Here is a 13,333-nt window from a genome sequence, read left to right as displayed (position 1 = left end):
TCACTTGTCTCCCGCTTGCGGTTTGTTGTCGAGTCCGGGCGTGCTGCGCGCTCGCGCCAGTGCGGTCACGGCCGCGTGCGCTGCAACCGATGCACCGACCACGCCGGCTGCGGTGGCGCCGACCTTGTCCGCATTGGCCTCGATGCCGAACTGCTTGATGTCGGTGACCCGGTCGTAGAAGCTGCCCTTGTCCCAGAAGCCGTCTTCCGAGCAGCCGATACAGCCGTGGCCGGACTGGATGGGGAAGGACACACCGCTGTTCCAGCGCACTGTGGAGCAGGCGTTGTAAGTGGTCGGCCCCTTGCAGCCGACCTTGTACAGGCAGTAGCCCTTGCGCGCGTTTTCGTCGTCCCACTCCTCGACGAACTGACCGGCGTCAAAGTGCGGCCGGCGGTAGCACTTGTCGTGAATGCGCTGGCCGTAGAACATCTTCGGCCGCCCCTGACGGTCGAGTTCGGGGATTCGATCGAAGGTCAGCATGTAGGTGACGACGCCGGTCATGACCTCGGCGATCGGCGGACAGCCCGGCACCTTGATGATGGGCTTGTCGAAAATGACCTTATGCACCGGCGTGGCCCGGGTGGGATTGGGCTTGGCCGCCTGCACGCAGCCCCAGGAAGCACACGAGCCCCACGAGATGATGGCCTTGGCGTCGGCAGCGGTTTCCTTCAGCACCTCGATGAAGGGACGGCCACCGTGGATGCAGTACATGCCATCCTCGTTGAGCGGCGGGTTGCCTTCCACCGCCAGGATGTAGTTGCCCTTGTACTTGCGCTTGACCTCTTCGATGATGGCCTCGGCCTGGTGGCCGGCGGCCGCCATCAGGGTGTCGTCATAGTCGAGCGAGAGCATCGACAGCACCACGTCCTTGGCCAGCGGATGCGCAGAACGGATGAAGGACTCCGAACAGCAGGTGCACTCCAGTCCGTGCAGCCACAGCACCGGAGTGCGCGGCCGGGTTTCCAGCGCATGGGCGATCTGCGGCGCAGCGGCCGAACCCAGCCCCAGCGAAGTCGCGGTAAGGCTGCAGAACTTGAGGAAACTGCGACGTGTGATGCCCTGACGGCGCAGCACGTCGTAGAAGGTTTCAGTCATGGAATGTCTCCCTCGAAGGTCTTTCTTCTGACCCCGCAGCCAGGCAGCGCGGCGGCACATGCCGGGAGACAACACAAGAACCATGCCAAAGCCCAGTGAAATCACTTTCCTCATGATAATCAACACGTTAAGAAGCCACTGAAAATCTGCCGACGGTCCGCCCAGGCAAGATGGTTTCCACTTCCGAAAAGCAGCTGATCGCTGCGTACCCGGCGTCGCACAGCCGCGCCGCGCCGGGGCGAGCTGGCAGGAATCAGGGGAGAGGACAATCACCAATTGAAAAGCCCGGCCCCGCACCACAGAATCGCGGCTCAGGGTCTGCGGTCTGACGGCCCTGAATCCGCCATTTTCATGAAGGTGCCGCCATGTCCATCAGCGTTCTCGACCTGTTCAAGATTGGCATCGGCCCGTCGAGCTCACACACCATCGGGCCGATGCGGGCGGCGCACGACTTCGCAGCGGAGCTCGACGCGAGACAACTCACCACCAGCGTGAGCCGCATCGAGGCAAGGCTGTATGGCTCGCTGTCCGCGACCGGAATCGGGCACGGCACCGATCATGCGGTGATCGTCGGCCTCATGGGCCAGCGCCCGGACGAAGTTGACCCGGACTTCATCGCCCCCGCGGTGGCCGAGGTCCGGCAGACCGCGAGCCTGCGCCTTGGCGGAACCCATGCCCTGCCTTTTCACTGGGATCGCGACATGCGATTGCTGCCGGTGAGCCTGCCCTATCACCCCAACGCACTGAAACTCATCGCGCACGGTGACACTGGCGTGGTGTACGAGAACACCTTCTACTCGATCGGCGGTGGCTTCGTCATCGACGAGGCCCAGGCCGCGGCAGATGCGGGCCTGGTGCCACAGACGACGTTGCGGCACGAATTCGACAGCGCAGCGGAACTGCTCGCGATCTGCAAAAAGCATTCGCTGCGTATCAGCGAGGTCATGCTGGAGAATGAACTCGCGTGGCGCAGCGAGGACGAGACGCGTGCTGCGCTGCTGCAGATCTGGGCGGCCATGCGCAGCTGCGTGACGCGCGGCATCGAACAGCAGGGCGTGCTGCCGGGGGGCCTCAGGGTGCGGCGTCGCGCACATGCCCTGCACGAAAAACTGAGCGGGCTCGAACACGGCCGCAACTTCATCAGCGACACCCTGGCTGCGCTCGACTGGGTCAATCTGTATGCCCTCGCGGTGAATGAAGAAAACGCCGGGGGTGGCCGCGTAGTGACTGCGCCGACCAATGGCGCGGCCGGCATCATCCCTGCCGTTCTGCACTACTACATGAACTTTCATCCGGGCAGCGACGAAGCGGACGTGGTCGATTTTCTGCTGACCGCAGCGGCGATCGGCACCCTGTGCAAGAAGAACGCCTCGATCTCCGGTGCCGAGGTTGGCTGCCAGGGCGAAGTCGGTTCGGCCTGCGCGATGGCGGCCGCCGGCCTGACGCAGATCATGGGCGGCACGCCCGAACAGGTGGAGAATGCGGCGGAGATCGGGCTTGAGCACAACCTGGGCCTGACCTGTGACCCGGTTGCCGGGCTGGTACAACTGCCGTGCATCGAGCGCAACGCAATGGCCTCGATCAAGGCAATCAACGCTGCACAACTGGCGCTGCGAGGAGACGGTTCGCACGCCATTTCGCTCGACCAGGTGATCCGCACCATGCGCGACACCGGGCGTGACATGCTGGACAAGTACAAGGAAACCTCGCGCGGCGGGCTGGCGGTCAACTTTACCGAGTGCTGACCGCTCCGCCGCAGGCCCTGCAGCCCCACCCGGCTGCGTGGCCTTTCTAACCGCAACACACGCGACACGACAGGAAACACGTCATGAACACCGCAGTAAGCCGTTCCCCCGTTTTCATGCTGAGAACCAGCCTCATCACCCAGATCGTCGTCGGCCTGATCTGCGGCATCGCCCTCGCCCTGCTCGCCCCCGACCTGGCACGCTCCGTATCGCTCCTCGGAGACGTCTTCATTTCTGCGCTCAAGTCGGTGGCGCCGGTACTGGTCTTCCTGCTGGTGATTGCGTCAATCGCCAGCCACAGGCGCGGTCAGCCCACGCACATCCGCCCGGTGCTGATCCTCTATCTGCTCGGTACGCTGGGCGCCGCGGCAGTCGCGGTCGCCGCCAGCTTTGCGTTTCCCACCACCCTCGTTCTCGACGCGCCCGCAGTGAGCGGCACGCCACCGGGCGGCATCGTCGGCGTACTCAAGAACCTGCTGCTGAGCGCGGTCTCGAATCCTGCCAAGGCCCTGATGGAAGCGAACTTCATTGCCATCCTGAGCTGGGCGATCGGCCTCGGCATCATGTTGCGCCACGCGTCCGACACCACCCGGACGATGCTCTCCGACCTTTCCGAAGCCGTATCGAAGATCGTCAGGCTCGTGATCCGCTTCGCCCCGCTCGGCATCTTCGGCCTCGTGGCCAGCACGCTCGTGGAGTCCGGACTCGACGCCCTGCTCGACTACGCCAGGCTGCTGCTGGTCATCGTCGGCTGCATGATCTTCGTTGCCCTGGTCGTCAATCCGCTGATCGTATTCCTGAAGACCCGCCGCAATCCCTACCCGCTGGTGCTGACCTGCCTGCGCGAAAGCGCGATCACCGCATTCTTCACCCGCAGTTCGGCCGCCAACATCCCGATCAACATGGAGCTGTGCAAGCGCCTGGACCTGCACGAAGACACGTACGCGATCTCCATCCCGCTGGGCGCGACCATCAACATGGCCGGCGCGGCCATCACCATTACGGTGATGACGCTGGCCGCTGCGAACACCCTGGGCGTCAGCGTCGACCTGCCGACCGCATTCCTGCTGTGCATCGTGTCGGCACTCGCCGCCTGCGGCGTTTCCGGCGTGGCCGGCGGTTCGCTGCTGCTGATCCCGATGGCGTGCAACCTGTTCGGCATCTCGACCGATGTTGCCATGCAGGTGGTCGCGATCGGCTTTGTCATCAGCGTACTGCAGGACTCTGCCGAAACGGCGCTGAACTCCTCCACCGACGTGCTGTTCACCGCCGCCGCCTGCCCGCCGGCAGCGCCCACGCCGGAAGCCGTAAGGACGTGACTCGAGTGACGATCGAGCCGGTCCGGCGGTGCCGGCTCGCGTCAGACCATGCCTTTCCCGCCCCACCAAGTTCCGTCCGCTGAGCACAATCCCGTGTGCGCACGTGTCGTACGCGATGTGTAAGTAATCGAGCATCCATCCGACTGAGTGATGCACAGGCGGGGGCCACAGCCCTCGCTCTTCACAATCACCGAGGTCTTTCATGCAAGCTCGAAAACTGGCAGTCGTGGCAGCCGTCGCGTCGGCCATTGCGCTGTTCTTCATCCTGGACCTGGGCCAATACGTGAACCTGCAGAACCTCAAGGATCAGCAGGCCGCCATCGAAGCGTTCCGCGACGAGAACGTGTTCCTGAGCGTCACCATCTACTTCGTCATCTACGTGCTGATGGCGGCCTTGTCCCTCCCCGGCGCAGCCCTGCTGACACTGGCGGGTGGTGCCGTGTTCGGCCTGCTGTGGGGCACGGTCATCGTCTCCTTTGCCTCGACCATCGGCGCCACACTCGCCTTCCTGATGTCGCGCTTCCTGCTGCGGAACTGGGTCGAGCAGCGCTTTGGCCAGCGTCTGCAGGCCATCGACGCCGGGGTTCGTCGCGAAGGGGCGTTCTATCTGTTCACCCTGCGTCTGGTACCGGCCTTCCCGTTCTTCCTGGTCAACCTGCTGCTCGGCCTGACGGCAATGAAGACCCGCACCTACTACTGGGTCAGCCAGCTCGGCATGCTTGCCGGCACCATCGTCTACGTCAACGCGGGAACCCAGCTGGGCAAGCTGGAGTCCCTGTCCGGCATCCTCTCGCCGGGCCTGCTCGGCTCCTTTGTCCTGCTCGGCATCTTCCCGCCGATTGCCCGCAAACTCCTGGAGGTCATTCGCATGAACAAGGTATTCGCCAACTGGACGAAGCCTTCGCGCTTCGACCGCAACCTCGTGGTCATCGGTGGCGGCAGTGCCGGACTGGTGACCTCCTACATCGCCGCAGCAGTCAAGGCCAAGGTCACACTGGTCGAGAAACACAAACTGGGTGGGGACTGCCTCAACACCGGCTGCGTGCCCTCGAAGGCGCTGATTCGCTCGGCCAAGTTCCTCTCCCACGTCGGCAGGTCGCAGGAATTCGGCATCAGGTCGGCGCGCGCAGAAGTCGATTTCGCCGACGTCATGGAGCGGGTTCAGTCGGTGATCAAGGCGATCGAACCGCACGACTCGGCCGAGCGCTACACCGGGCTCGGCGTCGATGTCGTACAGGGCGCGGCAAAGATTGTCTCGCCGTGGGAGGTCGACATCACCCGCGAGGACGGCAGCACGCAGCGCCTGAGCACCCGCAGCATCGTCATCGCCACCGGCGCCCGCCCCTTCGTTCCGCCTATTCCGGGCATTGAGCAGGTTGGCTACCTGACTTCGGGCAACGTCTGGGAACTGCGCGAACTGCCGCAGCGCCTGATCGTGCTCGGCGGCGGGCCGATTGGATGCGAACTGACCCAGGCCTTCGCACGGCTTGGCGCCAGCGTGACCCAGGTCGAGATGGAGGCGCGCATCATGGGTCGCGAAGACCCTGAGGTGTCGGACCTCGTCACCGAGCGCTTCCGCGCAGAAGGCGTCGCCGTGCTGACCGGACACAAGGCCAAGGAATTCCTCATCGAAAACGGCGAGAAGATCCTGATCGCCGAACACGAAGGCGAGGATGTGCGCATCCCCTTCGACGCCGTGCTGGTCGCCGTCGGCCGCGCTGCCAACCTCAAAGGCTTTGGCCTCGAAGAACTGGGCATTCCGACCGGACGAACGGTGGACACCAACGCGTTCCTGCAGACCAACTACCCCAACATCTACGCTGCAGGCGACGTCGCCGGCCCCTACCAGTTCACGCACACCGCCGCCCATCAGGCCTGGTACGCTGCAGTCAACGCCCTGTTCGACCCACTGAAGAAATTCAAGGCGGATTACTCCGTGATCCCCTGGGCCACCTTCGTCGAACCCGAAGTCGCCCGCGTCGGCCTGAACGAACAGGACGCAAAGGCACAAGGCATCGCCTGTGAGGTGACCACTTACGGCATCGACGATCTCGACCGCGCCATCGCCGACGGCGAGGCACATGGCTTCATCAAGGTCCTCACCGTGCCTGGCAAGGACAGGATTCTCGGCGTGACCATCGTCGGCGAGCACGCGGGCGACCTGATCGCCGAATATGTGCTGGCCATGAAACAAGGCATCGGCCTGAACAAGATCCTCGGCACCATCCATATCTACCCGACACTGGCCGAGGCCAACAAGTACGTCGCAGGCAACTGGAAGAAGGCGCACGCACCGCAACAGCTGCTGGCCTGGGTCGAACGCTTCCACGCCTGGCGCAGGGGCTGAGCCAAACGTCGTTTGCGAAAAGGCGGGGTCCCGGCACAGTGCGCACATCGATGACCGGCACGCGGAAAGGAGCGTTCCCGATGATGGCCAGGCGCCAGCACGCGTCCGCGCGCCCCCGGAAGACCCTGAGCCGGATTGCGCACCCGCCGCTTCGTCAGCCCTCCTTTTGCCGCACAATGTGGCGTGAAGGAGGTGTTCATGGAAGCAAGCGACTCGGCACCGGGACCCGGTGTCCTCAAACAGGCCGCAGGCACATGATGGCGACGCAACTTTCCTGCGGCCTGCTGGTGATCAATGAACGCGGCGAACTGCTTGTGGGTCATTCCACCGGAAGCACGCACTGGGACCTGCCCAAGGGCCTCATAGATGAGGGTGAGAGCCCCATGGCTTGCGCCCTGCGCGAGGCTCGCGAGGAGTTCGGACTCGAGCTCCCGACCGGGCGCCTGGTCGAGCTGGGCCGTTACGCCTACTACCGCGGCAAGAACCTTCATCTGTTCTGCGTCGGCACCACATCCACCGAAACCCGTCCCGAGCATTGCCGTTGCACGAGCTACTTCGACCACTACGTGACCGGCAAGCGTGCGCCGGAAGTCGATGGCTTCGCCTGGTCTGACGACGCGCAACTGCGTGTCCGGCTGGCAAAGAGCATGAAGAGACTGCTGCTGGAAAAGGGCTTGCTCGCACACGCCAGAACACTGCTCGGGCGCGCACCGGACGCGGGCTAGCTCAGACCCGGCTCAAGAAGCACCCGGTTCAAGAAGCTCGGTATCTTCATGAGCGTATGCCGGTGCGCAGCAGCACAGCAATTTCAGCGGCGCATCTCCAAGCGCTTCGATGCAGTGCGGTGTGCCAGGCAGAATGCAGACGGTATCGCCGGCCGCCACGTCGAAACGCGCGTCGCCGAGCTGCATCCGCCCCGTTCCCGACGTGATGTGATAGAGCTCCTCGGTCAGGGCGTGGCGATGCAGCTGCGTTCTCGTCCCTGCGGGGACGGTGGCTTCAGCCAGGCTCTGAGCCTTGTTGCCATGTACGTCCGGATGCATCAGTTCGCGAATCGTCGAACCGTCCTTCGTGATGTAGGGCCTGGCTTCGCTGTATCCGTACTTCATGAAATCTGCCTCCGCTGATTGCATCCGCCTCGGTCTTCAGTCATCGCTGCCAGCGCCGCCTCGCCGTTCCATCATTGCAAGAAGATGCAGACGTGCCCGAATGGACTGAGCCGGAAAAACAAAAAGCCAACCCCGAAGGATTGGCTTTTTGTCTGATTCGTTTGGTCGGGGCGGTGGGATTCGAACTCACGACCCCTTGCACCCCATGCAAGTGCGCTACCAGGCTGCGCTACGCCCCGACACAAGCCGGCATTATAGCAGGCAAAAAAAACTTTACCAGCAAAAAATCAGCTTTTCAGCGCCGCCAGCGTGGCCTCGATTTCCTGCCGCAAATCCGCGATCAAGGCCTTGTAGCGCGCTTCCGCCTCGGTCTCTTCGTGCTGTTGTATTGCGGCCTCGCCGAGACGGTTGCGCGCCCCGGAGATGGTGAAACCTTCTTCGTACAGCAGATGGCGGATGCGCCGGATCAGCATGACCTCATGGTGCTGATAGTAGCGACGGTTGCCACTGCGCTTGACCGGCTTGAGCTGGGTGAACTCCTGCTCCCAGTAACGCAGCACATGCGCCTTGACCCCGCACAGTTCGCTTACCTCACCGATGGTGAAGTAACGTTTGGCGGGAATCGGCGGCAGTGCTGCCGTACCGGTTTCAGGGTTGCTTGCTTGCATCGCTGAGTTCCTCTACCGCGGCCTTGAGCTTCTGGCTGGCGTGGAAGGTGACCACCCGACGGGCAGTGATCGGAATTTCCTCGCCAGTCTTGGGGTTGCGCCCCGGACGCTGCGGTTTGTCACGCAACTGAAAGTTGCCGAACCCGGACAGCTTCACACTGTCGCCGCGCTCCAGCGCCGTCCGGATTTCCTCGAAGAAGCCTTCCACCATGTCCTTGGCTTCGCGCTTGTTCAGTCCCACCTGCTCAAACAGCAGATCGGCCAGTTCCGCTTTGGTCAAGGTCACGTTCATTCTCCCGATCCACGCAGTCTCGCGCCCAGCGTGAGCTCGGCGTGGCGGAGTAATGCTGACATTGCGGCTTCCACCTCGGCATCTTCAAGGGTCCGTTGAGTATCTTGCATCAACACACTGAAAGCAAGACTCTTCTTGTCAGGGTCAATGCCCTTGCCATGGTAGACGTCGAACAGGCTGATCTCGCGCACCAGGCTCGGCGCCGCTTCACGCAGCACTGCCAGAACACGCGTCGCACTGAGTTCCTGATTGACCACCAGGGCCAGGTCGCGGGCAACCGCCGGCATTCGCGACACACTGCCCGATGCAGGCAGAATCGCCTCCAGTGCGGCGTCAAACTCAACCTCGAACACCACCGGTGCAGGCCCGAGATCGTAGCGCTGCACCCAGATCGGATGCAGTTCGCCGATCACACCGATACGGCGACCATCGAGCATGACGACCGCCGCCCGCCCCGGATGCAGCGCGGGATCGGCCAGGCATTCAAAGCTGAGCTCGCGCGGCGCAAACAAGGCCTCAAGATCCCCCTTGAGATCATAGAAGTCGGTCGTCCTGCTGCGCTCGCCCCACTGTTCGGGCACGACCGGACCGGCGGCAAGCGCGGCAATGCGCCGCGGCTGATGGAAGCCGGCTACCGGCTGACCGTCAGCCTTGCGCTCGAAGCAGCGCCCGAGCTCGAACACGCGAACACGGTTCTGCTGGCGCTTGCGGTTCGTGACCAGATTGGCAGCCAGTCCCGGAATCAGGCTTGAGCGCATGACGCTCATCTGACTCGCGATCGGGTTGGCAAGACGGATCGGATCTTCGTTGGAACAGAAATCGCGCTCCCACGCTTCTTCGACGAAGGCAAAGTTGACCACTTCCTGGAAGCCACGCGCTGCGAGCAGATGGCGGACATCCCATTCGCTGCGATCGGACTCGCTGCGATCCAGCATCACCAGCCGGCCCAAGGGTGCGACCGCGGGAATGTTGTCATACCCGTGGAGGCGGGCAAGCTCTTCGATCAGGTCTTCTTCGATCTCGATGTCGAAACGGAAGGAAGGCGGGCTCACGAGCAGCGCATCCCCGTCCCGGCTCACTTCAAGATGGACGCGCTCGAGCAGCGCCTGCATTGCGTCATCGGCCATGTCGATGCCGAGCACACGGCGAGCACGTGCCGGGCGCAGACGCACCGGCGGACGGGCAGGCAATGCATCGGCGGCCAGCGCCTCTTCAACCGGGCCAGCAGCACCGCCACAGATCTCTAGGATGAGACCGGTGGCGCGCTCCAGCGCCGGGCGGGCGAGTGCGAAATCGACACCGCGTTCGAAACGATGCGAGGCATCGGACGAGAAGCCGTAGGCACGGGCACGCCCTGCGATCGCGTCGGGCGCGAAAAACGCGCTTTCGAGGAAGACCTCGGAGGTCTCCAGCGTGATGCCGCTCTCTTCACCGCCCATGATGCCGGCCAGCGCCAGCGCGCAGTGTTCGTCAGCGATCAGCAGCGTGTCGGCAGCCGGGGTCACCGTCTGTTCGTTGAGCAGCAGTACCTGCTCGCCCTCCACCGGAAGGCGCACATGGATTGCGCCCTTGAGCCGGGTGTTGTCGAAAGCGTGCAGCGGCTGCCCGAGCTCTAGCATGACGTAGTTGGTGATATCCACCAGCGCGCTGATCGACCGGATGCCACTGCGCTGCAGGCGCTGCTTCATCCAGTCCGGCGTCGGCGCCTTGGCATCGACGCCCTTGAGCACACGACCGCAATAACGCGGACAGGCCTGGGGCGCATCGAGCACGATCGTGCGCCGATCGTCGATCGTCGGCACCACGGCAGCGAACTCGGGACGCACCAGCGCGACGCCGGTAAGCGCCGCGACCTCGCGCGCCACCCCGGTCAGACTCAGGCAGTCCGAACGATTCGGCGTGAGCTTGATGGTGAACAGGGTATCGTCGAGCGCCAGGTACTCGCGGATGTCCACACCCACCGGCGCATCGTCGGGCAGCGCGTACAGACCGCCATGCTCGTCGGACAGTCCAAGCTCACGCTCGGAGCACAGCATGCCGAAGGATTCGACACCACGCAGCTTGGCCGCCTTGATGGCGAAATCGCCCGGCAGCATCGCGCCCACCTTGGCACACGGCACCTTCATGCCGACAGCCGCATTGGGTGCGCCGCAGACGATCTGGAGGAGCTCTCCGGTGCCCGCGTCGACCTTGCACAGCTTGAGCTTGTCCGCATTCGGATGCTTTTCGGCTTCGACGATCTGCGCCACGACAATGCCGGTAAAAGCCGGCGCCACGGGATCGGCTTCTTCCACTTCAAGGCCCGCCATGGTCATCAGGTGACCCAGCGCGGCACTATCAAGAAGCGGATTGGTGAAGGTCCGCAGCCAGTGTTCGGAAAATTGCATGATTCACTTACCTGAATTGGCTCAAGAAACGCAGATCGCCCTCGAAGAAGAGGCGCAGATCGTTGACGCCGTAGCGCAGCATGGTCAGGCGGTCCGGCCCCATGCCGAAGGCAAAGCCGGTATAGCGCTCGGGGTCGATGCCGCCGAGGCTGAGCACGTTCGGATGGACCATGCCGCAACCGGCGATCTCCAGCCAGCGACCTTCGAGCGCACCGCTCATGAAGGCCACGTCGATTTCAGCCGAAGGTTCGGTAAAGGGGAAGAAGGACGGACGGAAGCGCACCTGCAGGTCTTCGGTCTCGAAGAACTTGCGCAGGAAATCGGCAATCACGCCCTTGAGGTCGGCAAAGCTGACGTTCTCACCCACCCACAGGCCCTCGACCTGATGAAACATCGGCGAGTGCGTGGCATCGGAGTCCACCCGGTAGACCCGGCCCGGCGCGATCACGCGAATATCGGGCATGGTGTCCAGGTGCTTGTAGCGCTCGACATGCGCCATCATTGCCCGGTTCTGCACCGGACTGGTGTGGGTACGCAGCAGGACGTCGTCCCGGCCTTCCAGATAGAAGGTGTCGTGCATCGAACGCGCTGGGTGATTCTCAGGCGTGTTGAGCGCGGTGAAATTGTGCCAGTCGGTCTCGATCTCGGGACCATCCGCCACCACGAAACCGACGGAGCGGAACAGGCTTTCGATACGCTCAAGGGTGCGGCTGACCGGGTGCAAACCACCGGAAACCGAGCCGCGCCCCGGCAGGGTGACGTCGAGTGCTTCCGCGGCGAGCTGAGCCAGCAGCGCGGCTTCGCGCAAGGATTCGCGGCGCGCTTCGAGCGCAGCTTCGATCGCGACCTTTGCACGGTTGATTGCAGCGCCAGCTTCGCGCTTCTGTTCAGGCGCCAGCTTGCCCAGCGCCTTCATCTGTTCGGTGAGCGACCCGCTCTTGCCAAAAAAGCGCGCTTTTGCCTGCTCAAGCTGGGCGCCATCAGCTGCCGCGGAGAACGCCTCCTCGGCCTGTTGAACCAGTTGATCGAGCTTATCCATGTCCCTGCCATCTCGGGAAAATCAGAAAAAAAAAGGAGGCCAGGCCTCCTTTTTTCGGGCTGCGACGACTTACGCAGCGATTTGGGCCTTGGCTTGCGCGACGAGCGCTGCAAACGCGGGCTTGTCGAAAACGGCCAGATCGGCCAGAACCTTGCGGTCCACTTCGACAGCGGCCTTCTTCAGGCCATTCATGAATACGCTGTAGGTCAGACCGCACTCACGCGCAGCGGCGTTGATACGGACGATCCACAGGGCACGGAACTGACGCTTCCTTTGACGACGGTCGCGGTAAGCGTACTGGCCGGCCTTCATCACCGCCTGTTTGGCGATGCGATAGACGTTTTTGCGACGGCCGCGGTAACCCTTGGCCTGAACGAGAACTTTCTTGTGACGTGCGCGGGCTGTTACACCACGTTTAACTCTGGGCATAGCGGTCTCCTATCAAGCGTAAGGCAGCATGGCGCGGATCAGCTTTTCGTCGGCTGCATGAATTTCCTTCATGCCGCGCAGCTGGCGCTTGCTCTTGGTGGTCTTCTTGGTAAGGATGTGGCGTTTGAACGCCGAGGACCGCTTGATCCCACCGCTAGCACGAACCTTGAATCGCTTCTTGGCTCCGCTCTTGGTCTTCATCTTGGGCATTGCTTAGACTCCGAGTTTATAGAATGCCGTCAGGTAGTACCGGTTCAGGTACGTTTTACACCTAACACCACTTGTTTTCCGCAGACCTCCACAGCTGGATGTCTGCGGTCTTGCCACCGGATACCCGGCGGCAAATCCTGCAACCGCCCGATCAGCGATTCTTCTTGATCGGCGCGATGACCATAACCATCTGACGCCCTTCCATCTTGGGCATCTGCTCAACCTGACCGAGCTCTTCGAGATCGGCCTTGACTCGCTCAAGCTGACGCAGTCCAAATTCCTGGTGCGCCATCTCTCGTCCGCGGAAGCGAAGCGTGACCTTGCACTTGTCACCTTCATCCAGGAAGCGCTTCAGGTTGCGCAGCTTGATCTGGTAGTCGTTTTCGTCCGTACCCGGACGCAGCTTGACTTCCTTGATCTGAATCTGCTTCTGCTTGGAACGCGCCTCGTGGGCTTTCTTCTGCTCCTGATACTTGAACTTGCCCAGATCCATTACCCGGCAAACCGGGGGTTCCGCCATTGGCGCGATCTCGACAAGGTCCAGCCCGATTTCTTCTGCTGCTTCGAGGGCAATTCTCAGGGGGACAATACCCAGCGGTTCACCGTCTTCACCGACTAGCCGGACTTCCGGCGCGGTGATCTCCCCGTTGACGCGCTGCTTTTTATCTTGAGCGATGGTTCAGTTCTCCATAA

13 protein-coding genes and 1 tRNA gene are annotated in these 13,333 nt (G+C 62.8%); 4 read left to right on the top strand and 10 right to left on the bottom strand.

Annotation, left to right across the window (positions count from 1 at the left end):
- Nucleotides 1-1,095, bottom strand: coding sequence for a hydrogenase small subunit (locus AC22G6_RS12710; protein ID WP_108947626.1), 1,095 nt, complete (start codon nucleotides 1,093-1,095; stop codon nucleotides 1-3).
- Nucleotides 1,096-1,460: 365 nt separating this feature from the next.
- Here AC22G6_RS12710 and AC22G6_RS12705 point away from each other — a divergent pair, with 365 nt between their 5' ends.
- The 4 genes from AC22G6_RS12705 to AC22G6_RS12690 all read left to right on the top strand — a co-directional run bounded on the left by AC22G6_RS12705 (nucleotide 1,461) and on the right by AC22G6_RS12690 (nucleotide 7,231).
- Nucleotides 1,461-2,840: an L-serine ammonia-lyase gene (locus tag AC22G6_RS12705; RefSeq protein ID WP_487367065.1), complete on the top strand. Its 1,380-nt coding sequence runs from the start codon at nucleotides 1,461-1,463 to the stop codon at nucleotides 2,838-2,840.
- A gap of 83 nt (nucleotides 2,841-2,923) precedes the next feature.
- Nucleotides 2,924-4,159 (top strand): serine/threonine transporter SstT, encoded by a 1,236-nt coding sequence (sstT, locus tag AC22G6_RS12700; protein ID WP_487367064.1) that lies wholly within the window; start codon nucleotides 2,924-2,926, stop codon nucleotides 4,157-4,159.
- Nucleotides 4,160-4,361: 202 nt separating this feature from the next.
- A complete protein-coding gene (locus AC22G6_RS12695) occupies nucleotides 4,362-6,506 on the top strand; it encodes a dihydrolipoyl dehydrogenase family protein (protein ID WP_487367063.1) in 2,145 nt (714 codons plus the stop codon).
- 257 nt (nucleotides 6,507-6,763) lie between these two features.
- Complete coding sequence (locus AC22G6_RS12690) at nucleotides 6,764-7,231, top strand: NUDIX hydrolase (protein ID WP_487367062.1); 468 nt, start codon at nucleotides 6,764-6,766, stop codon at nucleotides 7,229-7,231.
- Between the two features lie 12 nt (nucleotides 7,232-7,243).
- On the opposite strand, the gene AC22G6_RS12685 is transcribed toward AC22G6_RS12690, so the two are convergent.
- The 9 genes from AC22G6_RS12685 to infC form a co-directional block, all read right to left on the bottom strand.
- Nucleotides 7,244-7,615, bottom strand: coding sequence for a cupin domain-containing protein (locus tag AC22G6_RS12685; protein WP_487367061.1), 372 nt, complete (start codon nucleotides 7,613-7,615; stop codon nucleotides 7,244-7,246).
- A gap of 162 nt (nucleotides 7,616-7,777) precedes the next feature.
- Nucleotides 7,778-7,854, bottom strand: a tRNA-Pro gene (locus tag AC22G6_RS12680).
- Between the two features lie 48 nt (nucleotides 7,855-7,902).
- Nucleotides 7,903-8,283 (bottom strand): MerR family transcriptional regulator, encoded by a 381-nt coding sequence (locus tag AC22G6_RS12675; RefSeq protein ID WP_487367060.1) that lies wholly within the window; start codon nucleotides 8,281-8,283, stop codon nucleotides 7,903-7,905.
- Nucleotides 8,264-8,575 carry an integration host factor subunit alpha gene (locus tag AC22G6_RS12670; protein WP_108947619.1) on the bottom strand — a complete coding sequence of 104 codons (312 nt, stop codon included), beginning with the start codon at nucleotides 8,573-8,575 and terminating at the stop codon, nucleotides 8,264-8,266. The genes AC22G6_RS12675 and AC22G6_RS12670 overlap by 20 nt, the downstream gene beginning before the upstream one ends.
- Nucleotides 8,572-10,962: a phenylalanine--tRNA ligase subunit beta gene (gene pheT, locus AC22G6_RS12665; protein WP_487367059.1), complete on the bottom strand. Its 2,391-nt coding sequence runs from the start codon at nucleotides 10,960-10,962 to the stop codon at nucleotides 8,572-8,574. The genes AC22G6_RS12670 and pheT overlap by 4 nt, the downstream gene beginning before the upstream one ends.
- A 7-nt stretch (nucleotides 10,963-10,969) precedes the next feature.
- Complete coding sequence (pheS, locus tag AC22G6_RS12660) at nucleotides 10,970-12,001, bottom strand: phenylalanine--tRNA ligase subunit alpha (RefSeq protein ID WP_108947617.1); 1,032 nt, start codon at nucleotides 11,999-12,001, stop codon at nucleotides 10,970-10,972.
- A gap of 69 nt (nucleotides 12,002-12,070) precedes the next feature.
- Entirely contained in the window at nucleotides 12,071-12,430 is a 360-nt protein-coding gene (rplT, locus tag AC22G6_RS12655) for a 50S ribosomal protein L20 (RefSeq protein WP_108947616.1), read from the bottom strand.
- Nucleotides 12,431-12,442: 12 nt separating this feature from the next.
- Nucleotides 12,443-12,640 carry a 50S ribosomal protein L35 gene (gene rpmI, locus AC22G6_RS12650; protein WP_108947615.1) on the bottom strand — a complete coding sequence of 66 codons (198 nt, stop codon included), beginning with the start codon at nucleotides 12,638-12,640 and terminating at the stop codon, nucleotides 12,443-12,445.
- 151 nt (nucleotides 12,641-12,791) lie between these two features.
- Entirely contained in the window at nucleotides 12,792-13,316 is a 525-nt protein-coding gene (infC, locus tag AC22G6_RS12645; protein WP_108947614.1) for a translation initiation factor IF-3, read from the bottom strand.
- Nucleotides 13,317-13,333: the final 17 nt, after the last annotated feature.

The organism is Parazoarcus sp. PS-13 R2A, assembly GCF_057621855.1.
The sequence above is the reverse complement of the archived record's forward strand: the minus strand, read 5'-3'. Positions and strand labels throughout refer to the sequence as shown.

Coding starts and splice junctions, on each gene's coding strand:
- AC22G6_RS12710 (WP_108947626.1), bottom strand. CDS start 1,095: ATGACTGAAACCTTCTACGACGTGCTGCGCCGTCAGGGCATCACACGT.
- AC22G6_RS12705 (WP_487367065.1), top strand. CDS start 1,461: ATGTCCATCAGCGTTCTCGACCTGTTCAAGATTGGCATCGGCCCGTCG.
- sstT (WP_487367064.1), top strand. CDS start 2,924: ATGAACACCGCAGTAAGCCGTTCCCCCGTTTTCATGCTGAGAACCAGC.
- AC22G6_RS12695 (WP_487367063.1), top strand. CDS start 4,362: ATGCAAGCTCGAAAACTGGCAGTCGTGGCAGCCGTCGCGTCGGCCATT.
- AC22G6_RS12690 (WP_487367062.1), top strand. CDS start 6,764: ATGGCGACGCAACTTTCCTGCGGCCTGCTGGTGATCAATGAACGCGGC.
- AC22G6_RS12685 (WP_487367061.1), bottom strand. CDS start 7,615: ATGAAGTACGGATACAGCGAAGCCAGGCCCTACATCACGAAGGACGGT.
- AC22G6_RS12675 (WP_487367060.1), bottom strand. CDS start 8,283: ATGCAAGCAAGCAACCCTGAAACCGGTACGGCAGCACTGCCGCCGATT.
- AC22G6_RS12670 (WP_108947619.1), bottom strand. CDS start 8,575: ATGAACGTGACCTTGACCAAAGCGGAACTGGCCGATCTGCTGTTTGAG.
- pheT (WP_487367059.1), bottom strand. CDS start 10,962: ATGCAATTTTCCGAACACTGGCTGCGGACCTTCACCAATCCGCTTCTT.
- pheS (WP_108947617.1), bottom strand. CDS start 12,001: ATGGATAAGCTCGATCAACTGGTTCAACAGGCCGAGGAGGCGTTCTCC.
- rplT (WP_108947616.1), bottom strand. CDS start 12,430: ATGCCCAGAGTTAAACGTGGTGTAACAGCCCGCGCACGTCACAAGAAA.
- rpmI (WP_108947615.1), bottom strand. CDS start 12,640: ATGCCCAAGATGAAGACCAAGAGCGGAGCCAAGAAGCGATTCAAGGTT.